The organism is Actinoallomurus sp. CA-150999 (assembly GCF_050942425.1).
Taxonomy (GTDB): Bacteria; Actinomycetota; Actinomycetes; order Streptosporangiales; family Streptosporangiaceae; genus Actinoallomurus.
Map to the genome: position 1 here is coordinate 7,880,204 of NZ_CP192063.1, position 22,076 is coordinate 7,902,279.

General features: G+C 70.2%; 21 protein-coding genes. 6 read left to right on the forward strand and 15 right to left on the reverse strand.

Annotated elements, in window-relative coordinates; all coding sequences use genetic code 11:
- Positions 1-84 precede the first annotated feature (84 nt).
- The 4 genes from ACQP2O_RS36455 to ACQP2O_RS36470 all read right to left on the reverse strand — a co-directional run bounded on the left by ACQP2O_RS36455 (position 85) and on the right by ACQP2O_RS36470 (position 4,449).
- Entirely contained in the window at positions 85-1,173 is a 1,089-nt protein-coding gene (locus ACQP2O_RS36455; protein WP_433173203.1) for a hypothetical protein, read from the reverse strand.
- 253 nt (positions 1,174-1,426) lie between these two features.
- On the reverse strand, positions 1,427-1,936 hold the full coding sequence (locus tag ACQP2O_RS36460) for a DUF1360 domain-containing protein (RefSeq protein WP_433173205.1): 510 nt from the start codon (positions 1,934-1,936) through the stop codon (positions 1,427-1,429).
- 94 nt (positions 1,937-2,030) lie between these two features.
- On the reverse strand, positions 2,031-3,398 hold the full coding sequence (locus ACQP2O_RS36465; protein WP_433173207.1) for a vWA domain-containing protein: 1,368 nt from the start codon (positions 3,396-3,398) through the stop codon (positions 2,031-2,033).
- A 181-nt stretch (positions 3,399-3,579) separates the two neighbouring features.
- Positions 3,580-4,449: an AAA family ATPase gene (locus ACQP2O_RS36470; protein WP_433173209.1), complete on the reverse strand. Its 870-nt coding sequence runs from the start codon at positions 4,447-4,449 to the stop codon at positions 3,580-3,582.
- Positions 4,450-4,666: 217 nt separating this feature from the next.
- Here ACQP2O_RS36470 and ACQP2O_RS36475 point away from each other — a divergent pair, with 217 nt between their 5' ends.
- The 3 genes from ACQP2O_RS36475 to ACQP2O_RS36485 all read left to right on the forward strand — a co-directional run bounded on the left by ACQP2O_RS36475 (position 4,667) and on the right by ACQP2O_RS36485 (position 7,657).
- Positions 4,667-5,578, forward strand: coding sequence for a GNAT family N-acetyltransferase (locus ACQP2O_RS36475; protein WP_433173211.1), 912 nt, complete (start codon positions 4,667-4,669; stop codon positions 5,576-5,578).
- A 67-nt stretch (positions 5,579-5,645) separates the two neighbouring features.
- Entirely contained in the window at positions 5,646-6,764 is a 1,119-nt protein-coding gene (locus tag ACQP2O_RS36480) for a 5-methyltetrahydropteroyltriglutamate--homocysteine S-methyltransferase (RefSeq protein ID WP_433173213.1), read from the forward strand.
- A 29-nt stretch (positions 6,765-6,793) separates the two neighbouring features.
- On the forward strand, positions 6,794-7,657 hold the full coding sequence (locus tag ACQP2O_RS36485) for a patatin-like phospholipase family protein (RefSeq protein WP_433173215.1): 864 nt from the start codon (positions 6,794-6,796) through the stop codon (positions 7,655-7,657).
- An 84-nt stretch (positions 7,658-7,741) separates the two neighbouring features.
- Here the strand turns inward: ACQP2O_RS36485 and ACQP2O_RS36490 are convergent, their stop codons facing one another.
- The 4 genes from ACQP2O_RS36490 to ACQP2O_RS36505 form a co-directional block, all read right to left on the reverse strand.
- A complete protein-coding gene (locus ACQP2O_RS36490; protein WP_433173216.1) occupies positions 7,742-9,013 on the reverse strand; it encodes a DUF222 domain-containing protein in 1,272 nt (423 codons plus the stop codon).
- 245 nt (positions 9,014-9,258) lie between these two features.
- The gene (locus ACQP2O_RS36495) at positions 9,259-9,873 is read right to left on the reverse strand and encodes an MBL fold metallo-hydrolase (RefSeq protein ID WP_433173218.1); all 615 of its coding nucleotides are present in this window, start codon (positions 9,871-9,873) and stop codon (positions 9,259-9,261) included.
- 4 nt (positions 9,874-9,877) lie between these two features.
- A complete protein-coding gene (locus tag ACQP2O_RS36500) occupies positions 9,878-10,177 on the reverse strand; it encodes a DUF6444 domain-containing protein (protein ID WP_433173220.1) in 300 nt (99 codons plus the stop codon).
- A gap of 70 nt (positions 10,178-10,247) precedes the next feature.
- A complete protein-coding gene (locus ACQP2O_RS36505) occupies positions 10,248-11,168 on the reverse strand; it encodes a LysR family transcriptional regulator (protein WP_433173222.1) in 921 nt (306 codons plus the stop codon).
- 229 nt (positions 11,169-11,397) lie between these two features.
- Here ACQP2O_RS36505 and ACQP2O_RS36510 point away from each other — a divergent pair, with 229 nt between their 5' ends.
- From ACQP2O_RS36510 to ACQP2O_RS36520, 3 genes are all read left to right on the forward strand, one after another.
- Entirely contained in the window at positions 11,398-12,258 is an 861-nt protein-coding gene (locus ACQP2O_RS36510) for an aldo/keto reductase (protein WP_433173224.1), read from the forward strand.
- A gap of 76 nt (positions 12,259-12,334) precedes the next feature.
- On the forward strand, positions 12,335-13,339 hold the full coding sequence (locus ACQP2O_RS36515) for an aldo/keto reductase (protein WP_433173226.1): 1,005 nt from the start codon (positions 12,335-12,337) through the stop codon (positions 13,337-13,339).
- A 214-nt stretch (positions 13,340-13,553) separates the two neighbouring features.
- Positions 13,554-14,075: a GNAT family N-acetyltransferase gene (locus ACQP2O_RS36520; RefSeq protein WP_433173228.1), complete on the forward strand. Its 522-nt coding sequence runs from the start codon at positions 13,554-13,556 to the stop codon at positions 14,073-14,075.
- Positions 14,076-14,206: 131 nt separating this feature from the next.
- Here the strand turns inward: ACQP2O_RS36520 and ACQP2O_RS36525 are convergent, their stop codons facing one another.
- From ACQP2O_RS36525 to ACQP2O_RS36555, 7 genes are all read right to left on the reverse strand, one after another.
- Positions 14,207-15,637, reverse strand: coding sequence for a gamma-aminobutyraldehyde dehydrogenase (locus tag ACQP2O_RS36525; protein ID WP_433173230.1), 1,431 nt, complete (start codon positions 15,635-15,637; stop codon positions 14,207-14,209).
- Positions 15,638-15,799: 162 nt separating this feature from the next.
- A complete protein-coding gene (locus ACQP2O_RS36530) occupies positions 15,800-16,606 on the reverse strand; it encodes an ABC transporter permease (RefSeq protein ID WP_433173232.1) in 807 nt (268 codons plus the stop codon).
- A 65-nt stretch (positions 16,607-16,671) separates the two neighbouring features.
- Entirely contained in the window at positions 16,672-17,562 is an 891-nt protein-coding gene (locus tag ACQP2O_RS36535; protein WP_433173234.1) for an ABC transporter permease, read from the reverse strand.
- On the reverse strand, positions 17,562-18,770 hold the full coding sequence (locus ACQP2O_RS36540; RefSeq protein WP_433173236.1) for an ABC transporter substrate-binding protein: 1,209 nt from the start codon (positions 18,768-18,770) through the stop codon (positions 17,562-17,564). Before ACQP2O_RS36540 ends, ACQP2O_RS36535 begins: the two co-directional genes overlap by 1 nt.
- Before the next feature lie 90 nt (positions 18,771-18,860).
- Positions 18,861-19,916 carry an ABC transporter ATP-binding protein gene (locus ACQP2O_RS36545; RefSeq protein WP_433173238.1) on the reverse strand — a complete coding sequence of 352 codons (1,056 nt, stop codon included), beginning with the start codon at positions 19,914-19,916 and terminating at the stop codon, positions 18,861-18,863.
- Positions 19,917-19,924: 8 nt separating this feature from the next.
- Positions 19,925-21,118: an extracellular solute-binding protein gene (locus tag ACQP2O_RS36550; protein WP_433173240.1), complete on the reverse strand. Its 1,194-nt coding sequence runs from the start codon at positions 21,116-21,118 to the stop codon at positions 19,925-19,927.
- A 61-nt stretch (positions 21,119-21,179) separates the two neighbouring features.
- On the reverse strand, positions 21,180-21,992 hold the full coding sequence (locus ACQP2O_RS36555; RefSeq protein WP_433173242.1) for a sirohydrochlorin chelatase: 813 nt from the start codon (positions 21,990-21,992) through the stop codon (positions 21,180-21,182).
- Positions 21,993-22,076 lie beyond the last annotated feature (84 nt).

Sequence of the window (22,076 nt, forward strand, 5' to 3'; positions counted from 1 at the left end):
CCGCTCCGAGATGCCTTCGCGCTCCTCACAGAGGCACCGTCCTTCTCGCAGGTATCCCGCCCCGGGAGTGGTCCCCTCTGCCACTCAGTCCGCGTACCGCAGCAGGGCTCCCGCACCGGACTTGGCGCGCAGCGACTCCGGTGGCAGGAGCACCAGCTCCCCATCGGTGCCCACGAGCGCCCGGATGAGAGCGGCGTCGGCGAGGTCCACGACGGGGTCGGCGACGCCGAGCTCCCGTAGGCGGTCGGCGGACGTCGCCACGTCGGTCGCCTGCGGCCCCGTCCACAGGGTGATCGACGAGTCCGGCCGGTCCTCCAGGAACAGGCAGGCGACCTGTCCCTTGCGCAGCGCGTCGGTCACGCGCTTCATGCCCTCGACCGCGCGACCGTGCTTGGTGAGCTGTTCGTCGAACCGGCTCACGAGGGACGTGAGGTGTTCGGCCCGCTTGAGCTCGACGGCGCGGGTGATCTCCTCGTCCAGCGTCGGCCCGGCCCCGCCCGCGTCGACGACGCGCGACAGGACGGGTTCCGACAGTTCCTCCTGGACGGCCGTACGGGCGCGGACGTCGCCGGCGAGGACCACGATGTCGGCACCGCAGTCGTCGGCCGCACCGACCATCGCGTGGGCGACCTTCTTGGCGTTGATCCGCCAGACCTCCTCGGCGGCCCGCTGCTGCTTGTCCTGCCGGAACATGTCGCCGGCCTTGGTCTTGCGCACCGGGAAGTCCTCGTCGGGCTTGACCGCGATCGTACGGCGGTCGCCGCCCCGCGCCACGCAGGTGATCTCCCCGCCGAGCCGGTCCACCGTGGCGACCAGGTAGGCGATCGGCTGCCCGCGCTGCGCCAGGAGCGGCTTGACGTGCGGCAACGGGGCGTACCTGGCCAGTTCGGCGCGCGGCGCCCCGGGCAGTACCTCGGAGTGGACGGCCTCGCCGTCCGCCGCGAACACCGCGAGAGTGCCGGATTCGCGCTGGATGTTCTCCTCGGCCACAACCCGCTCGATCGCCTCGACGGTCGCGGCCGGCGTCCCCTGCTCGGCCAGTTCGCGGTGCAGGGCCCGCCACCGCAGCTCGATGACCTTCGGAGCGTCCTCGGTGGCCCGTCGCATGTCGAGGTAGACGGAGGCGAACGGGCCGGGAATGTCGTACAGCGACTTGAGGAAGGTAACGTCCATGCTGCCCGCCTACCCGCCGAGGGCATCCCAAACCCCCCGATTCGGCCTACCGAACCAGGTCAGCGCCCCGATGCGGCTCCCAGTCCCCGGCCGACCGCTGCAGCCCGCCGAACCAGGTCAGCGCCCCAACCCGGCTCCCGGCCCTCGGCCGATCGTTGCAGCCCGCCGAACCAGGTCAGCGCCCCAACCCGGCTCCCGGCCCTCGGCCGATCGTTGCAGCCCGCCGAACCAGGTCAGCGCCCCAACGCAGCTCTCAGCCCTCGGCCGATCGTTGCAGCCGGGCATAGACGAGCTGGAGCCAGTCGGCCCCCGCGACGGCGGTCATCGTCGCCCCGGCCAGCCGCGTCGCGTCGGGCGCGAAGGTCATCCCCACCGCGTACGCCGTACCTACCCACTGGGCCATGCAGAACGGGCAGGTGATCAGCTCACCGATGGCATGCTTGACGCCTCTGCCGCGCACCTCTTCGGCGAGTTCGGCCGGTCCGGCGGTGCCCTTGTACCGGGTGAACGGCGCTCGCAAGGGGCTCGTCACCGGGTCCTTGGACAGGGTCCGGGACAGCTTGTGGGTGGTCACGGTCATCAGCGCGACGTCCCAGAGGCCGAGCCGGGGCGCCCGCCGCCCGGTCAGCCGCGCGATCATGGTGGCCGCACCCACGGCCACGCCATAGGTCACGAGCGTGCCCGCGTACGACTTCAGCGGCCGCTCCTCGCCCTGGCTGTACTCCCGTTCCTGCCCTCTCACCGTGTCGATCACGGAATCCATCAGAACTCCCTGGAAGGGTCGATGTCCGCGGCAGCCAAAGGAGTTACCCGGTGAGAATGCGGCGAACCCTCCGCGACCAACCCGGTAGCACCCATTAGGCGAGCATCTCGACGAACTCCGCCAGCTGGGTGAGGTTGCGGCACTCGTGCATCGGCACGACCGCGCCGTACGCCGAGGCGGCCGAGTCGCCGGAGTCCCAGTCCGCGGCCGGTTCTGGGTTGAGCCAGTACGCGTGCCGCGCCCGCCCCGCCAGTCGCCGGACCGTCTCCAGGTTCAGCGCCCCGTAGTTGCTGCGGGCGTCGCCGAGGATCAGCAGCGAGGTCTTCGGCGTGATCGCGTCGCCGTACCGGTCCTCGAAGACGCCGAAGGCGCGCCCGTAGTCGCTGTGCCCGCTCACCCAGACCAGGCGCGCCTCGCGGGTCATCGTCGTCATCGCCTCGACCACGTCGGCGCCCGGAGCGAAGAACCGGGTGATCTCGTCGAGGTCGTCGATGAACGCGAACGCCCGTACCCGGGCGAACTGCTCGCGCAGCGCATAGGTCAGCAGCAGGGTGAAGTGCGCGAAGGAGGAGACGGAGTCGCTGGCGTCGCACAAAACGACGAGTTCCGGTTTGTGGGGGCGGGGCGGCCGGTGGTGCGTGGTCAGGGGGACGCCGCCCGTCGACAGCGACGCGCGTACCGTCCTGCGGAAGTCCAGCCGTCCGCGCCTGCCGTGCCGCCGCCGGTGGGCGAGCCGGGCGGCCAGTCTCCGGGCGAGCGGCTGAACCTCCCGCCGGATCGCGGCCAGGTCCGCGCGGGTCGCGCGGAGGAAGTCGACCTTCTCCAGCGGCGGCCGGGCGGCGCTGCGCGCGACCTTCTCCGGGCCGTTCTCCTCGGCGAGCCGCCGCCGTACGTCCTCGGCGACAAACCTCTCGAAGCGTTCGATGCGGCGGGTGAACGTCCGGCGGGCGACCTTCTCGTCCAGGCCGCCGCGTTCGGTCAGCACGGCGGCGAGCAGCCCGGCCATCAGCGTCTCCGGGGACAGGACCCGCAGCGCCTGATAGGAGAACCACTGCCCGGAGCCGCGACCGTTCCCGCCCGGCGCGCCGGAGCCGCGGCCGTACGCGCCGACGGCCTTGCGGGCGAAGTCGCGCAGGGCGGCGTCGTCGCCCTCCAGGAGGAGGCGGCTCAGTTCGTCGCGCAGCCGCCGCAGTTCGGGATCGTCGTACGCGGGGCGCTCCCGGGCCGTCTCGGGACTGCCGGTCACCGGCGGGAACCACAGGTCGAAGAGCGTGTCGAACGCCGCCCGATGCGCCTGCCGCTTGACGACCGTGGCCGCGTACGCCGCGCGCAGGGACTCGCGATCGGCGAGGTCGATGGCGACCAGGGCGTGCACGGCGTCCAGCCCTTCGGCGAGCGACACCGGCAGGCTCGCCTCGCGCAGTGCCGTGAGGAAGCCGAGATGCCGGTCCAGGAGACCCATTTATGCCTGCGGTGTTCTATCGGGCGGCGCCATCGCCGTGGACGACGTCGTCAAGGAGCACAGGTGCCTGTTCAGGAGACCCGATGTCCTATCGAGCGGCAGCATCGCCGTGGACGACGTCGTGAGGAGGCACAGGTGCCTGTTCCGGAAACCTGGTGTTCCATCGGGCAGGCGCATCGTTCTATCGAGCAGCAGCATCGCCGTGGACGACCTCCTTGAGCGCGCGGTCCTGGTCGGAGCGGTGCTTGAGGACGACGCCGAGGGTCGCGGCGATCGCGTCCCCGTCGAGCCGGTCGAGGCCGAGTGCGAGGAGCGTGTGAGCCCAGTCGATGGTCTCGGCGATGGACGGTGCCTTCTTGAGCTCGAGTTCGCGCAGGGCCGCCACGACCTGGGCGAGCCGGCCGGCGAGGGCCTCGTCGATGCCGGGGACCCGGGCCCGGACGATGTCGCGCTCGCGCTCCGGGGACGGGTAGTCGAGGTGCAGGTAGAGGCAGCGCCGCTTGAGCGCCTCGGACAGCTCCCGGGTCGCGTTGGAGGTGAGGAGGACGAAGGGCCGGCGCGCCGCCGTGATCGTGCCCAGCTCGGGGATGGTCACCTGGAAGTCCGACAGCACCTCGAGCAGCAGGCCCTCGACCTCGACGTCCGCCTTGTCCGTCTCGTCGATCAGCAGGACGGTGGGGTCGGTGCGCCGGATGGCGGCCAGCAGTGGGCGCTCGAGCAGGAACTCCTCGGTGAAGATGTCGTCGTGGGTGGCGCTCCACGACTGGTCACCGGCGGCCTGGATGCGCAGCAGCTGTTTCTTGTAGTTCCACTCGTACAGGGCGCGCGGCTCGTCCAGGCCCTCGTAGCACTGGAGCCGTACGAGCCGGGCGTCGGTGATCGCGGCGACGGCCTTGGCCAGTTCCGTCTTGCCCACCCCGGCCGGGCCCTCGACCAGCAGGGGCTTGCCCAGCGCGGCGGCGAGGTAGACGGTCGTCGCGATCGCGTCGTCGGCCAGGTAGTCCACGGCCGCGAGACGTTCGCGGACGTCGGCGGGCGAGGTGAAGGTCATCTGTGCTCCAGGAAACGAACCGAATCGCGTTCGAACCTATCCCATGCACCGCGGAAAACGGATCGACGACCGGACGCGGCACCGGTATGGTGCTGGAACGCCCTGGAGCGGGAGGAGGTGAGAGCGATGGACCGTACGACGTTCATGCGCTCCCGCCCCGTCCGGGCGTTTTCGCGGGTCTGACCGGGAGCGCACCGCATCTTCCGGAAGGACCCTCATGACCGATCTGGTCATCCGCCCGCTCGCCCCCGGCGAGGAGCATCTCTTCGAGCAACCGTCCGAGCCCGCCCTGGTGGGCGTCGCCGCGTTCGGCCGGTCGTACCGTACGACGGCCGCGGCGGGCGAATACCGTCCCGAATGGACCTGGGTCGCCCTGCGCGGCGACACGGTCCTCGCGCGCGCCGCCTGGTGGGGCACAGCGGGCGACGACGAGCCGGTCGCACTCGACTGGTTCGACTTCACCGACGCCGACGCGGGCGTCGCCCTCCTGCGGGCCGCCCGTGCGGAATCACTGAAAGCCGAGTACTGCCTGCTCGTCCCGCCGCACGGGCGAGAGCGACCCGAGGTGCGCGCCGCCGTACGGGCCCGCGCCGACGCGGCCGTCGCCGCCGGGATGACCTGGCTCGTGGACCGCTACCGGTACGAGTGGACGACCGCGTGCGGGCTGCCCGAACGTCCCGACCGCCTCACGTACCGGCCCGAACCCGACGACTCGGTGATCCTCGACGTGCTGCGCCGGATCGAGCACGGCACCCTCGACGCCCACGCCCGCCGCGCCATCGCCGAGCGGGATCTGGACGCCGCCGCGCGCGAGGACCTGGACCACCTACGGCGGTCCCCCTCTCCCCGCGAATGGTGGCGGCTGGCGTACACGCCCGGCGGCGACCTCGCCGGGTTCGTCGCCCCGGCCCGCAACCACACCGCACCGGTCATCGGCCTCGTCGGGGTCGTGCCCGAACAGCGCGGCCACGGATACGCCTACGACCTCCTCGCCGAGGGCACTCATTTCCTGGTCGAACAGGGCGCCGACCGCATCCTGGCCGACACCGACATGACGAACACGCCGATGGCCGCCGCCTTCACCCGGGCCCGTTATCCCGTCACCCAGGAGCGGATCTTCTTCGCTTGACCCTCCGCCGGGCGGTGCGCGAACGTGAGGATTCGTGCACCGCCCGGCGAACTCCCTGGAGGATGCGATGCCCGCTCGCATGACGCCACCGTTCCGCGCCGACCACGTCGGAAGCCTGCTACGCCCACCGGAGCTGCTCCGGGCCCGCGACGACTTCGCCGACGGCCGGATCTCCGCCGAGCGGTTGCGGTCGGCCGAGGACGAGGCGATCCGCGCGGTGGTGAAGATGCAGGAGGACGTGGGCCTGCAGAGCGCCACCGACGGAGAGTTCCGCCGCGCCTCCTGGCACATGGATTACATCTACCGGCTCGGCGGCATCGACCCGGCTCCGGAGAAGCTGAAGGTCCACTTCCGCAGCGAGTCCGGTGACCTGGAGTTCATGTCCGCGGCGCTGCGCGTGCACGACAGGGTCCGGCTCGATGAGACGATCTTCGCCGACGACTTCCGCGCCCTGCGCGGCTTCGTCTCCACGAACACGCCCAAGCTCACGATCCCCTCACCGAGCATGGTCCACTACCGCGGCGGGCCGGCGTCGATCGATCGCGCGGTGTACCCGGACACCGAGGAGTTCTGGCGCGACCTGAGCGCCGCCTACGCCGAGGAGGTCCGCCGACTCGGCGAACTCGGCTGCACCTACCTCCAGTTCGACGACACCAGCCTGGCCTACCTCAACGACCCGGCGCAGCGCGCCGAGATCGCCGCACGCGGCGACGACGCCGAGCACATGCACCTGCGCTACATCAAGCAGATCAACGCGGCGCTCGCCGGCCGCCCCGAGGGCATGACGATCACCACACACATGTGCCGCGGCAACTTCCGCTCCTCCTGGGCGGCCGAGGGCGGGTACGACTTCGTCGCCGAGGCGCTCTTCGGCGAACTGGGCGTCGACGGCTTCTTCCTGGAATACGACGACGCCCGCTCGGGCGGCTTCGAGCCGCTCCGCTTCGTCCCGAAGGGCAAGATGGTCGTCCTGGGCCTGGTGACCACCAAGCGCGGCGAGCTGGAGTCGAAGGACGCCCTCAAGCGGCGCATCGAGGAGGCGTCCAATTACGTCGACGGCGACCAGCTCTGCCTGTCGCCGCAGTGCGGTTTCTCCTCCACCGTCGAGGGCAACGCGCTCACGTACGACGAGCAGGTCGCCAAGCTCCGCCTCATCGTCGAGACCGCCCACGAGGTCTGGGGCTAGTCACCGGAGCGAAGCGCCAAGATGGGGACATGACGATACGACGGGCGCTGGTCCTCGGTGGTGGCGGTGTGGCAGGGATCGCCTGGGAGACAGGTGTCCTGGCGGGGCTGGCCGACGCGGGTGCCGACGTGCTCGACGCCGACCTGATCGTGGGCACGTCCGCCGGGTCCGCCGTCACCGCCCAGGTGAGCAGCGGCCTGCCGCTGGAGGACCTGTTCCGGCGACAGGTCGACCCCGCGCTGCAGGCCAGGGAGATCCACGCAGAGCTGGATCTGACCACCTACGCCGCGACGTTCGGGGACATCATGGGCGGCGCGAAGGACGTCCTCGAGATCCGTCGCCGCATCGGCGCCTGGGCGTTGGAGGCATCCACGGTTCCGGAGAAGGACCGCCGGGAGGCCGTCGCTTCCCGATTGCCGTCGCTCGCGTGGACGGACCGGCCCATCGCCGTGGTCGCGGTCGACGCGGAGACCGGTCAGAGACGGATCTTCACCCCTGACTCCGGGGTCGACCTGGTGGACGCCGTGTCGGCCAGCTGCGCCGTCCCCGGGATCTGGCCGCCGGTCCGTATCGACGGCCGCCGCTACGTTGACGGCGGCGTCCACTCCAGCGAGAACGCCGACCTGGTCGTGGGCTACGACCGCATCCTGATCCTGTCCCCCACGCCGGCCGACGCACCGAGCCCACCCTGGGGTGGGCTCAAGGAAGAGGTCGATGGGCTACGGCGCCGTGGCTCCACCGTGTTGGTCGTCCACCCGGACGAGCCGTCCCGGACCGCCATGGGCCCCAACCCCCTCGACCCGTCCATCCGGGAGGCGACGGCACACGCAGGCCGCGAACAGGGCCGCGGCGAAGCGCACGGCGTCGCCGACCTGTGGACATCAGAGACCTGACCCGAGATCCGGCGAGGACCGCCCGCCTCGCCGACGTGACGCGAGGTCCCGGCCCGGCCCACATACTGACGGGCCGTCCGCCGCTCACTCTCGGTCAGCGGGGGCGGTGATGCGCCAGTGCCCGGTCGGGCCGATCCACAGGACGACCCCCGGCCACACGTGGTCGATCCGCCAGCCCCTCGTCTGTTTCAGTCTGTGATGGCGTCGGCAGAGCATCGCGACGTTGCAGGGGCAGGTCGGGCCGCCCTGGTGGAACGGGACGGAATGGTCGGCGTCGCAGCTCCGGACCGGTCTTCGGCAGCCCGGGAAGCAGCAGCGGCGATCGCGGTGCTCGATCAGGCGTCGCATCGCGGCCGACGGCCGGTAGGAGCCGTCGTGGCCGGGAACGCACCAGCGGGCCTTCAGACCCGCCAGCGAAGCGGTGATCCGCTCCCCCGCCTGGGCGATGAGCATGCGGACGTTGTGGTGCCGCTCCGGCAGGTCGCCGGTCAACGCGGTGAGCTCCGCACGAGTCAGGTCGGCCACGGCGTCGGCGATCCGGTCGTCGGCGTCCGTCCAGTCAGGGACGGTCGAGGACTCGCCGATGGGCCGATCCGTGAACTCCGCCGGCGGACATGTCGTCGTCAGGGTGCCCCGCAGCAGGGACAGGAAGACGTCCGCGCGGAGCTGCTCGATCGTACGCGCGTCACCGTCACGCCGGAGACCGGCCGCGATGGCGTTGATCCTGCCGTACGCGGCAGCGGCCTCCTCCGCGGGAAGGTCGACGCCACTGAGATATGTGGTGCCCGCGTCGGTCTCGATGAGCCGCACGCCGCGCTGCCGCTCGGCCTCCGCGCGTCTGCGGGCGACGGCGTCCGAATCCCATCGCCTGATCAGTCGGCGGGTCTTCGCTCTGATCTGGCCGGTGGTCTGGACCGAGGCGCGCTCGAGAACGGCGCGCTCGATCCTCGCGATGAGCCCACCGCCGACCTGGTCGGTGCCGTGCCAGAGAGTGCGGGCCTTGGCGTAGTCGATATCACCGGCCGCGAGCGCGGCGAACGTGGCGGGCAGACGCTCGGTGAGCTCGGTGGCGAACCGGATCAGATCACCCGCCGACCATCTGGTGAGGGTCAGCGCCTCGGCGACCTCGTCATGGACGTAATCGCGAGGAGAGATCGCATCCACGGCGTCCGCCTCAGCGGCCTCGGCGAACCGGCGTCGCGCGAGCTCGGCCACTGCCGCCAGCTCGGCCGCCTGCGCCTGAGACGCCCGCCGCCGTGCTCCGATCATGGCTTCGATCAGCTCATGGTCGGAAAGGTCGCCGATGTCCGGACCGGTGAACCCGCCCCCGGGCGGAGGCCCCTCAGAAGCCGGCACGAGCGCGAGCATTCCGAAAGCACCTCCCCCGACAATCCACGACCAGCTCGAACACACTATCTATCGAAACCGCCAATAGCAACGCACATACCAGACAATCCATGTGCCGAAAACAATGAATTCACGTCGGCAGTGGATACAGCGTCGATGCGCGACCCGAGCGGTCATTACGATGGAGTGGAATTTCCGGAATTACCGCCCCGGAACGCATACCCGCAGCTCACCTAACGAAATGCGCTGCCGTACTAGAGATCGGCTGAATCGCCCACCGGAATGCGGGCGTAGTCGGTCTCCTCCTCGAGCCACTCGTCGAAGTACTCGAGACCGATCGTGCTGAGCTGGATGTCGTGGATCGGGAACGCCCGGGCCGGCCGGACGCCGCGGACGAAGGTGATGGCATCGCCGATCTTCACCCAGGGGCCGGATGCCGGTACCAGTAGGGTGTCGACCTCGTCGGTGGGGACGAAGAGGGAGTCTCCCGGGTGGTAGAGGCCGTCCACGATGAACCCGAGGTTCGGGCAGCCGGGCAGTCCGTCGATGACCTCGGCGTGAACGCCGCCCACGGCCTTCACGGTGAAGCCGGCGGCGGTGAAGGTCTCGCCGGCGACAACCGTGACCGCTCCCGGGCCGAGCTCGGCAGCCAGCGCCGCATGGGTGTGGATGGTCAGTGTTGGGTTGCCCGCACGGGCGGCCTTGAGTGCCTCGACGTCGATGTGGTCGGGGTGCTCGTGGGAGACGAGCACGGCTGTGGCTTCGGACAGCGCCGCCTCCGCGTCGGAGAAGGTACCCGGATCGATCACCAGCACCCGGTCGCCGTCCTGGACGCGCACACAGGCGTGCCCGAAATTCGTCAATTTCACCGGATCACCATATCGGCCGGCCCGAGAAGAATCGCTTTCCCGAGGGGAAATCGGTCTTCCGGTCAGGCCGCCACCGCGAACCTCCCGCCCCGGATTCGTGGCCTGCGCGGAGCGGCCTGGGCGAGCGGAATTTCAGACGGCCGGGGGCAGCCAGGGACGCCGGTTGGTGAGGCGGGTGAGGCGGCTTGTCCAGCCCGTCCGACGACGGCGGCCCGGAGGAGTTCCGACTGTTCTTACCCAGCTGCGCCTCAAGCTCGGCGATCCGCACGGTCGCCCGCTCCAGCTGCTTTCTCATCTCGCCCATCTGCGCCCATGGCGGTTCCAGCCGACCGATTCTCGCGCACCGGGCCGTGCGTCCGAACCGTCCGGCGGCGTCACGCCGGGGCGGGGACCAGCGGTGTGACGTCGGGAGCGGTCAGGGAGTCGCCGACGATGCCGAGGAGGGCCTGAGAGGCAGGGTTGTTCGTGGGGCCGTCCGTGGGCACGGCGACCGACACCCGCCAGGACGGCGGTGTCTCGCGGAGCGGCACGATATGGACGTTCTTCTTGCGCTTGTGGGCGATCGGCCGGGGCACCAGGGCCACGCCGAGGTCGTGTTGGACGAAGTCGAGCAGGCTGTGCACGTCGTTGACTTCCAAGGCGACGTGTCGGTGCAGGCCGGCCGTCTCGAACGCCCGGTCGCTGATCTGGCGCGCTCCCCAGTCGGCATGGAAGTCGACGAACACCTCGCCCGCCAGCTGCGCCAGGTCGACCGCGTCGAACGCCGCGAGCCGGTGGCCGGGATGGCAGACGAGCATCATCGGCTCGGTCGTCAGCGACGTCAGGGTGACGCCGGGAGGCGGGTCTCCCGAGACGGCCACGAAGGCCAGGTCCAGGCGCGCGGCGCGGACCTCTTCGACCAGGTGCGAGGAGCCCGCCTGGCGCAGCCGGATCTCCACGCCGGGGTGCACGGATCGGAAACGCGCGAGGATCCCGGCGACGTCGACCACTCCCAGGCACTGCTCGGCGCCGACGGACAGCGTGCCGCGCAGGAGACCCTGGACGGCGGCGACGGCGTTGCGGGCCGCGGCGACGCTCGCGAGCGTACGCCGGGCCTCGGTCAGGAGGGCCCGGCCCGCTTCGGTCAGCTCGACGCGGCGGGTGCTGCGGACGAAGAGCGGGGCTCCGAGCTCGCGTTCCAGCGCGCGGATCGACGCCGACAGGCCCGACTGGGCGAGGTGCAGGCGCTCGGCGGCGCGAGTGAAGTGCGCCTCCTCCGCCACGGCCACGAAGTACTCGAGATGCCGGAGTTCCACAATTGAGCACTCTAACTGCTTGATCTCATCGGTTTCTTCTGTTGGACACCTGGTCGCTCACCGAGCAGGCTGGAGACCGGTCAGCGGCCCGGCACGATCCCGCCGATCGCGGGTATGGGGACCGGGCCGTCGTCGCGCCGTGCCCTCGACGCCGCCGGGTGGTGCCGAGGGTGTCCGCGGCGCGCCGACCGTTCCGTTCGTTCTTCGCAGGATTTCTCGGAGGTCCTTCATGCTTACTCGCCGGATCGGCGATGTCCAGGTCGGTGCGATCGGGCTGGGAGCCATGCCCATGTCGATCGAGGGACGGCCCGACGAGAGCCGTTCCGTCGCCACCGTCCACGCGGCCCTCGACGCGGGCGTGACGCTGATCGACACGGCCGACGCCTACCACATCGGCGCCGACGACGTGGGCCACAACGAGTCCCTCGTCGCCAAGGCCCTGGCCTCGTACGGCGGCGACACGTCCGACGTGCTGGTCGCGACCAAGGGCGGTCACGTACGTCCCGGCGACGGCTCGTGGACGCTCGACGGGTCCGCCGAGCACCTGAAGCGGGCGTGCGATGCGTCGCTCAAGCGGCTCGGCGTCGAGGCGATCGGCCTGTACCAGTTCCACCGGCCGGACCCCGCCGTCCCGTACGCCGAGTCCGTGGGCGCGATCCGTGACCTCCTGGACGCGGGGAAGATCCGGCTGGCCGGCATCTCCAACGCGAACCCGGACCAGATCCGCCAGGCGCAGGAGATCCTCGGCGGTCGGCTCGTGTCGGTGCAGAACCAGTTCTCCCCCGCGTTCCGCAGCAGCGAGCCGGAGCTGCGGCTGTGCGACGAGCTGGGCATCGCCTTCCTGCCGTGGAGCCCGCTCGGCGGCATCTCCAAGGCCGGTGACCTGGGCTCCGCCCACAATGCGTTCGCGCGGATCGCGGAGGCGCACGGCGTGAGCCCGCAACGGGTCTGCCTCGCCTGGATGCTGGCCAAGTCGCCCGTCGTGATCCCGATCCCCGGGTCGAGCCGGCCGGAGACGATCCGCGACTCCGTCGCGGCGGCCGAGCTGGAGCTCACTCCTGAGGAGATCGCGGAGCTGGACGCCGCCTGACGGCCGGAGACGCCCGGAGGGGCAAGAACCCCCGTACGAGATGCCGGCGACGAACAGACGACGAGAGGGAACAGACGTGGCGCTTTCCACCCAACCGCTCGGTACGACCGGGATGGACATCAGCAGAGTCGGCTTCGGCGCGTGGGCGATCGGCGGCTCCGGCTGGAAGTTCGCGTGGGGGCCGCAGGACGACGCCGAGTCGGTCGCGGCGATCCGGTACGCCGTCGAGCAGGGCGTCAACTGGATCGACACCGCGGCGATCTACGGCCTGGGCCACTCGGAGGAGGTCGTCGGACGAGCCCTGAAGGAGATCCCCGAGGGCGACCGGCCGTACGTCTTCACCAAGTGCGGCAACGTTTGGGACCCGGCCGACCCGGGTGCCCAGGCCCGGAGGATCGGAGCGGCGGACAGCATCCGCCGCGAGGTCGACGACTCGCTGCGCCGGCTGGGCGTCGAACGCATCGACCTGTACCAGGTGCACTGGCCGGCGCAGGACGGAACTCCTCTCGAGGAGTACTGGCAGACCATGCTCGAGCTGAAGGCGGCGGGCAAGGTACGCGCCGTCGGACTGTCCAACCACGACGTCGGACAGCTGGAGACCGCCGAGAAGCTCGGGCACGTGGACTCGCTCCAGCCGCCGTTCTCGGCGATCCGCCGCTCCGCCGTCTCGGAGATCGAGTGGTGCGCCGCGCACGGCACCGGAGTGATCGTGTACTCGCCGATGCAGTCAGGCCTGCTGACCGGGGCGTTCTCCCGGGAACGCGCGGCCGGCCTCCCCGACGACGACTGGCGTAAGCGTCACCCGGACTTCACGACGAACCTGGACGCCAACCTCGCGCTCGCCGACGCGTTGGCGGCGGTCGCGGGGCGGCGCGGCGTGCCGATCGCCTCGGTCGCGGTGGCGTGGACCCTCGCCTGGCGCGGGGTGACCGGCGCGATCGTCGGGGCCCGGCGCCCGGACCAGATCGACGGCTGGCTGCCGGCCGCGTCCCTGGAACTGACCGCTGAGGAACTCGACGAGATCGCGATGGCGATCGAGAGCACCGGCGCCGGAGACGGGCCGCGGAGCCCCCGCCGCTGACCAGAGCGGCGGAATGGTGCTGTCCGGGCGGAAGTGTCTTCTCCGCGCGGACAGCACCATTCGCCCCGCGCAGGGGAACGGTGCCGTTCAGGCGGAAGGGCCTTCTCCGCGCCATTCGCCCCGCGCAGTGGTCGGTGCTGTTCAAGGCGAAGGGTCTTCTCCGTGGAAACGGCACCATTGTTGCCGCTCGGTCGCGAGCTTAAGCTCTGCGGGCATGGGCGATGGCGAGCTGCGCTTGAGGCCTGCGGGCCGCGACGATCTGGCGGTGATCGAGAGGCTCACGGGTGATCCCGAGGCCACCGGCGAGCACGGCTGGCACGGCTGGCTCGAACAGTGGCACTTCCGGAGGCGCTGGGAGGAGAACGGCCTGCTGGAGGACGACCGCGGACTCCTCATCGCGCTGCGCGGCGACGAGCGGCTCGGGTTCGTCTCGTGGCGCAAGCAGGTCACGTCGCCCCGGTCGTACTGCTGGAACATCGGCGTCGCCATGCGGCCGGAGGCGCGCGGCCTCGGCTACGGCACCGAGGCACAGCGGCTGCTCGTGCGGTACCTGTTCGCGCACACCACGGTGAACCGCATCGAGGCGATCACCGAGACCACGAACGCCGCCGAGCAGTGGGCGCTGCAGAAGGCCGGGTTCACCCGCGAGGGCGTGCTGCGCGGGTACACGTTCCGCGGCGGCGTCTGGCGTGACGTGTTCGTCTACAGCATGCTGCGGCACGAGCTCAAGGACTGAGGCCGCCGCCTTTACAATGTAGATCACTACCTGGACCGTACGGGCGGAGCGGCGTCATGCCCACAAACCACGTTGACCGGCTCCGGCGGTGACGTCGGATTCACGCCACCGCCGGAGCCCGGTCCCGGCTCTCAGACCTCGATGTTGGACATCACGTGCTTGACGCGGGTGTAGTCCTCGAAGCCGTACATCGACAGGTCCTTGCCGTACCCGGAGTGCTTGAACCCGCCGTGCGGCATCTCGGCGACCAGCGGGATGTGCGTGTTGATCCAGACGCAGCCGAAGTCGAGCCGCCGCGACACGCGCATCGCCCGACCGTGGTCCTTGGTCCAGACGGAGGAGGCCAGGCCGTACTTGACGCCGTTGGCCCAGCGGACGGCCTCGTCCTCGTCGGAGAAACGCTGGACGGTGATGACCGGTCCGAAGATCTCGCTCTGCACGGCCTCGTCGTCCTGGCCGAGTCCGGACACGACGGTGGGCTGGTAGAAGAAGCCCTGCTCGCGGGCGCGGGACCCGCCGGTGGTCACGGACGCGTGGTCGGGCAGCCGGTCGATGAAGCCGGCGACCCGGTCGAGCTGGACGGCGTTGTTGAGCGGGCCGTACAGGACGTCCTCGTCGTCGGGCAGGCCGGTGCGGGTCTGCGCGGCCTGCTCGGTCAGCGCCGCGACGAAGTCGTCGTGGACGCCGGGGGCGGCCAGCACGCGGGTGGCGGCCGTGCAGTCCTGGCCGGCGTTGAAGTACCCGGCCTCGGCGATCGCCTGGGCCGCGGCCTCGACGTCCGCGTCGTCGAACACGATGACCGGCGCCTTGCCGCCCAGCTCCAGGTGGACCCGCTTGAGGTCGGCGGCGGCCGACTGGGCGACCTCGCTGCCGGCCCGCACCGACCCGGTGATCGACACCATCTGCGGAACAGGGTGCTCGACGAGCAGGCGCCCGGTGTCGCGGTCGCCGCAGACGACGTTGAACACGCCCGGCGGCAGGAACTCGGCGGCGATCTCGGCCATCAGCGCCGTCGTCACCGGGGTCGTGTCGGACGGCTTGAGCACCACCGTGTTGCCCGCGGCAATGGCCGGCGCGAACTTCCAGACCGCCATCATCATCGGGTAGTTCCACGGCGTGACCTGCGCGCACACGCCGATCGGCTCCCGCCGGATCCAGGAGGTGTGCCCGGCCATGTACTCCCCTGCCGAGCGGCCCTCCAGGATCCGCGCGGCGCCGGCGAAGAACCGGATCTGGTCGACCATCGGCGGGATCTCCTCCGACGCCGTCAGGCCGATCGGCTTCCCGGTGTTCTCCGACTCGAGCGCGACGAGTTCGTCGGCGCGGGCCTCGATGGCGTCGGCGATGCGCAGCAGCGCGAGCTGCCGTTCGGAGGGAGTGGTGTCGCGCCAGGTCTCGAACGCGCGGGCCGCGGCGTCGAACGCCGCGTCGACCTCGGCCTGTCCGGAGACCGGGGCCGTGCCGAACGCCTCGCCGGTGACGGGGCTGATCAGGTCCGCCGTACGGCCGTCGGCCGCGTCGGCCGGCGAGCCGTTCACGAAGTTACGGACGGTGCGCTTCACTGCGGTCGGTCCTTCCTGGTGTTCTGTGCTTGCCGGGGTGCCGCCTACAGACCGTGCGCTTCACTGCGGCGGCTCTTCCTGGTGTTCTGCTTGCCGGGGTGCCGCCTACAGACGGTGCGCTTCACTGCGGCGGTCCCTCCTGGTTCTCTGCTCTGGTGTCGCCTACAGGCCCCGGGTGTCCCCGGAGATGCGCTGGGCGAGGTACACCGGCACGACGGACAGCACGATCAGGGCCGCGGCCACGACGTTGACGATCGGCGCCTGGGTCGGCCGGAAGAGGTTGTTGAAGATCCAGATCGGCAGGGTCTGGACGCCCGCGCCGGCCGTGAACGTCGTCACGATGATCTCGTCGAACGACAGCGCGAACGACAGCAGCCCGCCGGCGAACAGCGCCGAGCGCAGCAGCGGGAACGTGACGTACCGGAACGTCTGGAACGTGTCGGCGCCCAGGTCGGCCGAGGCCTCCTCGACGCGGGTGCCGAGGCGGCGCAGCCGGGCCAGGACGTTGTTGTAGACGGTGACGACGCAGAACGTCGCGTGCCCGATGACGACGGTGAACAGCCCGAGCTGGATGCCCAGCGGGGACAGCACCGTGCGGAACGCGTTGTTCAGCGCGATGCCGGTGACGATGCCGGGCAGCGCGATCGGCAGGATGACCAGCAGCGAAATCGTGTCGCGGCCGAAGAACCGGTAGCGCTGCACGGCGAACGCCGCCATGGTGCCCAGCACCAGGGCCACCACCGTGGCGCCCAGGCCGGCCTTGACCGACGTCCACAGTGCCGAACGCACGCCGCCGTTGCCCCACGCCGCCGACCACCACTGGCCGGTGAAGTGCGCCGGCGGCCAGGCGAACGCCCGGTCGGCGTTGAACGAGTTGATGAGCACGACGAGCAGCGGCACGTAGATCACACCGAGCCCGAGGATCATCGCCACGCGCAGGCCGATGCGGGCTCCCCGCGAAAGCGTCATCCGGCTCGCGATGCCGCGAGGCCGGCGTTCGGCCCGGAGCGGAACATCGCTTCCCCCAATCTGAATTACAGGTTGTCGAGGGCCCCGGTGCGGCGCACGGCGATCAGGTAGATCACCATGATGACCACCGGGACGGTCGCGACGGCGGCGGCGAACGGCAGGTTATCCGCCGCGCCGATGTTGTCGTAGACGACGTTGCCGATGAGCTGGCTCTTGCCGCCCACGATCTTCACCGTGATGTAGTCGCCGAGCGACAGCGAGAAGGTGAAGATCGATCCGGCGATCACCGCCGGGAACGCCACCGGCCACATCACCGTACGGAACGTCCGGAAGGTCCGGGCTCCGAGGTCACCGGCGGCGTCCAGCAGGGAGTTCGGCAGCCGCTCCAGTCCCGCGTAGATCGGCAGGATCATGTACGGCAGCCAGAGGTACGCCAGGGTGACGATGGTCGCCGGCAGGCCGTACCCGGGGCCGTGGATCCCGAACGGGTCGAGGATCCAGCTCAGCACTCCGGAGCCGGAGAACATGATCCGCCAGGCGTACGCCTTGACGAGGTAGCTCGCCCACAGCGGTGTCAGCACTGCGATGACGAGCCAACGCTGGGCGCGCGGCGAGGCGATCTTGGCCATGTAGAGGGCCATCGGGAAGGCGACCACGCCGTCGATGACGGTGACCGCCGCTGCCACGCCCACGCTGCGCAGCGTGATCGTCCGGTAGACGCCCTGGCTCCACAGCTCGTGGAAGTTGTCCAGGTTGAACTGCTTGACCACCTGGCCGGTGAAGTCGTCGGTGGTCCAGAACGCGGCGGCGAACAGCGCCGCCAGCGACCCGAGGTAGGCCACGACGAGCCACAGCAGTGGCGCGGACAGCAGTCCGGCCAGGCGAAGGTACGGCCGGCGGTGAAGCAGCCCGGCGAGCCGGCGAACCGGCCCACCGGGCGTCGCGATGGTGCTCATCAGCCCTTGATCTGCGTCCAGGCCTGGGTCCACTTCGCGTAGTCCACGCACTTGACGTCCTTACGGCCGTCGAGGCACTGCGTGATCGGCGTGTTCCAGTAGTGAACCTTCGTCCAGTACGGCGCGTCCGCGGCGTGGAAGGTGTTGCAGAAACTCTTGTCGGTCGTCAGGGCGCACGCCTTGCTGTTGGACGGCGCCTCGCCCCAGCTCTCGGCGATCTGGGCGTTCACCTTCGGGGAGACCACCCAGTCGAGCCACTTGTAGGCGCAGTTCGGGTTCTTCGCCTTGGCCGACACCATCCACGTGTCGGACCAGCCGGTCGCGCCCTCCTTGGGCAGCACGGTCGCGACCGGGGCCTTCTCCGCCGTCAGGCCGTTGGCGATCACCTGCCAGCTGGTGCCGAGGAGCGTGTCGCCGCTCTTGAACGACTGCTGGGTCTTCGTGGCGTCCGACCAGTACTCACCGACGATCTTCTTCTGCTCCTTGAGCAGGTTCACTGCGGCGTCGAACTGCTTCTGGTCGAGCGCGTACGGGTCCTTGATGCCGAGCGCCGGCTGGGTGGCGCTCAGGTAGAGCGCCGCGTCGGCGATGTAGATCGGCGAGTCGTAGGCGGTGATGTGGCCCTTGTACGGGGAGTTCGGGTCGAAGACCACGCTCCAGGAGTCGGGAGCCGGATTCACCTTGTCCGTCCGGTACATCAGCATGTTGGCGCCCCGGCCGTGGGGGATGCCGTACATCTTGCCGTTGACGGAGTTCCACGGCTTGTTCTTCAGGTCCGGGAAGATGTCGGCGTAGTTCGGCACGAGGCCCGTGTTGACGGGGGCGACCGTGCCGGCGGCGATGAGCCGCAGCGAGGCGTCGCCCGAGGCGGACACCGCGTCGTACTGGCCGGTCTTCATCAGGCTGACCATCTCGTCCGACGTGCCGGCCACCTTGTTGTTGACCTTGCAGCCGGTCTGCTGCTCGAACGGGTGGACCCAGTCGAGGGCCTTGTTGTTCGAGCCGTCCTCGACGTAGCCGGCCCAGGAGACCAGGTTGACCTGACCCTCGCCCTGGCCGAGCGACGAGAGCGCGTTGATCTTGGGGGGCGTGAACCCTGCGGCATCGGTCCCGCCGTGGTGCGAGCCGCCGCTCTTACCGCCGCACCCGGCGGCGAGGAGGGAGACGGCGGCCACCGCGACGAGCGCGAGGCGCGTTGGGCGCAGCATGGAGACTCCGATCAGATGGAATTTTCTCGGGGGAAGACCGCGGCGCACGCGCCGCGGCGAGACGGCCGGTCGGGCGGTGACCGGCCGGCATCACGTCGGACCGGGGATGGCGAACTCGTGCTCACGGCGCCACGCGAGCCTGACCCGGGCTTCGCGCAGCTTGAGCACGTCCATCGAGGAGGACTGCAGGTTCTGCTGCAGCGCCACCAGCCGGCCACCGGCGTCGAGGTCCACGACGAACCGGGTGGCCGCCCCCGCGTAGACGACCTCCGCCACCGTGCCGGTCGCGGAGTGCTCGTCTTCGGGCAGCTTCGCGTCGAGGTCCGTTTCGACGCGGAGCTTCTCCGGCCGGACGCTGTAGACGCCCGGCCGGCCGAGTATGGACTGGGCCGCCTCACCTTCGATGAGGTTGGAGGTGCCGACGAACCCGGCGACGAACGCCGAGGCCGGCTGCTCGTACACCTCCGCGGGAGTCCCCACCTGCTCGATCCGGCCCGCGTCGAACACCGCGATCCGGTCGGCCATGGTCAGTGCCTCTTCCTGGTCGTGCGTGACGAACAGGAAGGTGATGCCGACCTCCCGCTGGATGGCCTTGAGCTCGACCTGCATCTCCTCGCGGAGCTTCAGGTCCAGGGCGCCGAGCGGCTCGTCGAGCAGCAGGACCTTCGGGCGGTTGACCAGCGCGCGGGCCAGCGCCACGCGCTGGCGCTGGCCGCCGGACAGCTGGCCGGGCTTGCGCTTGTCGAAGCCTTCGAGACGGACGGAGGCCAGGGCCTGCAGGGCGCGCTCGCGGCGCTCCGCCTTGCCGACCTTCTTGACCTTCAGGCCGTACTCGACGTTGGCCAGGACGTTCATGTGGGGGAACAGCGCGTAGTCCTGGAAGACGGTGTTGACGTCCCGGTCGAAGGGCGCGAGCTTCGTGACGTCGCGGCCACCGAGGAGGACCTGACCGTAGGTCGGCGTCTCGAAGCCCGCGATCATCCGCAGCACCGTCGTCTTACCCGATCCGGACGGCCCGAGCATCGCGAAGAACTCACCGTCGCGGATGTCCAGGTCAACGCCGTCCACGGCGGTGACCTCGCCGAAGGTCTTGCGTATCGCGCGGAGGGTGACCGCGGCGGAAACGCCGGGCTCTTCGGTGTTCATCTGTTCATCTATCCCTTGATCTGCGTCCAGATCTGCGTCCACTTGGAGTAGTCGACGCAATTCGCTCCGCGAGAATCACCACAGTCTGCGACGGGAGTCTTCCAGAACGCAAGGCGCTTGTAGAAGTCGACGTCGCCCACGCGGAACTGCCCGCAGAAGCCCTTCGCCGCGTATTTGCAGGCCTTGGGGTTGGCCGGAGCCTCACCGAAGTACTGCGCCACCGCCGACTGCACCTTGGGAGATGTGATCCAGTTCATCCACTTGTACATGCAGTTCGGGTGCTGGGCCCGGGCGGCGACCATCCAGGTGTCCGACCACCCGGTGGCGCCCTCCATCGGGATGGTGGTCGCGATCTTCGCCTTCTCGGTCTTGGCCGTGTTGGCGGTCACCTGCCACGCGGTCCCGGCGTAGTTGTCGCCCACCTTGAACGCCTCGACCTCGTCGAGGTAGTTCGACCAGTACTGGTTGACGTTGGAGCGCTGCTGCTTCAGCAGGTCGACGGCGGCGTCGAACTGCGTCTGCGTCAGCTCGTACACGTCGGAGATCTTCAGGTCGGGCCGGTGGGCCTTGAGGTAGAGCGCCGCGTCGGCGATGTAGATCGGCGAGTCGTACGCGACGACGTGGTCGGCCGCCGCGCTGTTCTTGTCCCACACGATGCTCCAGGACGCGGGCGTGCCCGGGATCTTGTCCGTGCGGTACATGAGGTAGTTGGCGCCATAGCCGTGCGGCGTGCCGTACATCTGGCCCTTGACCGAGTTGTACGGCTGGTTCTTCAGGTACGACGGGATGTCGCGGTAGTACGTGAGAAGGTTCGTGTTGACGGGCGCGACCAGGCCGCCGTACACGAGCCGCAGCGACGCGTCACCGGAGGCCGAGACGCCGTCGTACTGCCCGGTCTTCATCAGCGCGACCATCGAGTCGGAGGTGTCGGCGACCTTCGCGTTGACCCGGCACCCGGTCTTCTTCTCGAAGGGGTGCACCCAGTCGATGGTCTTGTCGGTGGAACCGTTCTCGGCGTACCCGGCCCAGATGACCAGGTTCAGCCGGCCCTCGGTGGCGCCGATCTCCTGCTGGGCGCTCAGCCGCGGCACCTGCTGGGCGGCCTGCCCTCCGCTGGAGTCGCCGCTGCATCCCGCGGCGGCGAGAACGAACGCCGCGGCGGCGCAGGCGAGTCCGAGGAGACGCTTGCGGGGGGACCTCATGTCAGCTCCTCGTCGAGTGCGGCCGTGCCGCACGGGGCGATCGGGCGTACGGGGCGGGCGCTCACGTCATCGCCTCGTCGAGTGCGACTTCGTATCGCAGGTTCACCAGCCGTACGACGGAGGTGTGCGCGCCGAGGGGGTCGGCGCAGCCCAGGCCGGCGTCGGTGGCGAGTTTGGCGAGACGCTCGAAGTCGATCTCGGGCCCGATGACGTACGGGGCGATGGCGATGCGCTGCCCGCCCGAGTCGCGCAGTCGTCCCACCGCCTCGGCCACCGTCGGGCGGCCGTCGATCGACGCGGCGACCACGGGCACGGCGAGCCGCGCCGCCAGGAGCACCGCGGTCATGTCGGCCTCCACGGCGGCCTCGTCGCCGCCGACCGTGGCGACGATGACGCCGTCGACGGACGCGCCGATGCTGAACTGCCGGATGCGGTCGGCGCGCGCCAGGCCGCTGTCCGCGAGGCGCACGTGCAGCGCCTCGGCCAGCAGCGGGTGGGGACCGAGCGGGTCGGTGACGGTCGCCCGGGTGCCGGCCGCCGCGACGGCGGCGTTGATGTCGTGGTACGTCCGCGGGTGCGGGCCGGTGACCAGCGGTACCACGACGGCCGAGCGGCCTTCGGGCACTCCCCTCAGGACGTCCGTCAGCTCGGTGCCGGCGATGGGCGCGACCCGGATGTCGATGTCGGTCCGGGACGTGCGAATGAACGCCGCGATCTCGTTGCCGACATCCGGGACCGCGCCGGGTACCGCCAGAAGCAGGACCGGTGCGTCGGGGGGAAGATCGCCGCTGCCCGGCCGGCGGTGCCGGCCGCCGGGTAGCTGCGAGCGTCCACGTACGGGGAGCGTCTCCGGGGGCTGGTCGTCATGGATCACGATCGCGGATTCTATGGGTGGTCGGGGAGGATGCGGAGCCCTTGTCACCGATCGTCCGAAATTCGGTTCTCGGCCGGACCAGAG

Coding starts and splice junctions, on each gene's coding strand:
- ACQP2O_RS36455 (WP_433173203.1), bottom strand. CDS start 1,173: ATGGACGTTACCTTCCTCAAGTCGCTGTACGACATTCCCGGCCCGTTC.
- ACQP2O_RS36460 (WP_433173205.1), bottom strand. CDS start 1,936: ATGGATTCCGTGATCGACACGGTGAGAGGGCAGGAACGGGAGTACAGC.
- ACQP2O_RS36465 (WP_433173207.1), bottom strand. CDS start 3,398: ATGGGTCTCCTGGACCGGCATCTCGGCTTCCTCACGGCACTGCGCGAG.
- ACQP2O_RS36470 (WP_433173209.1), bottom strand. CDS start 4,449: ATGACCTTCACCTCGCCCGCCGACGTCCGCGAACGTCTCGCGGCCGTG.
- ACQP2O_RS36475 (WP_433173211.1), top strand. CDS start 4,667: ATGACCGATCTGGTCATCCGCCCGCTCGCCCCCGGCGAGGAGCATCTC.
- ACQP2O_RS36480 (WP_433173213.1), top strand. CDS start 5,646: ATGCCCGCTCGCATGACGCCACCGTTCCGCGCCGACCACGTCGGAAGC.
- ACQP2O_RS36485 (WP_433173215.1), top strand. CDS start 6,794: ATGACGATACGACGGGCGCTGGTCCTCGGTGGTGGCGGTGTGGCAGGG.
- ACQP2O_RS36500 (WP_433173220.1), bottom strand. CDS start 10,177: ATGGGCGAGATGAGAAAGCAGCTGGAGCGGGCGACCGTGCGGATCGCC.
- ACQP2O_RS36510 (WP_433173224.1), top strand. CDS start 11,398: ATGCTTACTCGCCGGATCGGCGATGTCCAGGTCGGTGCGATCGGGCTG.
- ACQP2O_RS36520 (WP_433173228.1), top strand. CDS start 13,554: ATGGGCGATGGCGAGCTGCGCTTGAGGCCTGCGGGCCGCGACGATCTG.
- ACQP2O_RS36530 (WP_433173232.1), bottom strand. CDS start 16,606: ATGACGCTTTCGCGGGGAGCCCGCATCGGCCTGCGCGTGGCGATGATC.
- ACQP2O_RS36535 (WP_433173234.1), bottom strand. CDS start 17,562: ATGAGCACCATCGCGACGCCCGGTGGGCCGGTTCGCCGGCTCGCCGGG.
- ACQP2O_RS36540 (WP_433173236.1), bottom strand. CDS start 18,770: ATGCTGCGCCCAACGCGCCTCGCGCTCGTCGCGGTGGCCGCCGTCTCC.
- ACQP2O_RS36545 (WP_433173238.1), bottom strand. CDS start 19,916: ATGAACACCGAAGAGCCCGGCGTTTCCGCCGCGGTCACCCTCCGCGCG.
- ACQP2O_RS36550 (WP_433173240.1), bottom strand. CDS start 21,118: ATGAGGTCCCCCCGCAAGCGTCTCCTCGGACTCGCCTGCGCCGCCGCG.